The 264-nt window shown below is 53.8% G+C and carries 1 pseudogene; it reads right to left on the bottom strand.

Features of this window, described 5'->3' with window-relative positions:
* Nucleotides 1-264, bottom strand: a pseudogene (locus MXD62_RS08800) (hypothetical protein); the annotation flags it as partial.

Here is a 264-nt window from a genome sequence, read left to right as displayed (position 1 = left end):
GACATACAGATGAGCGATCGCGATGCTGACCAGCATCAGCGGAAAAGCAATGACAAAATACTTCAGGAAGCTGATCGGATGTTTTTCTTTTGCCGCCATTCCCACTACGATCACGTTGGCGCTGGCGCCGATTAGCGTTCCATTTCCGCCCAGACATGCACCCAGCGCAAGGCTCCACCAGAGCGGGTCCAGATTCTGTATGCCGAGTGCCCCCATCTCCTTGATCATTGGGATCATCGTGGCCACAAACGGGATGTTGTCTAC

Source organism: Frankia sp. Mgl5 (assembly GCF_023242985.1).
GTDB classification, from domain to species: Bacteria; Actinomycetota; Actinomycetes; order Frankiales; family Frankiaceae; genus Parafrankia; species Parafrankia soli.
This window is presented reverse-complemented; position numbering and strand designations above follow the sequence as displayed.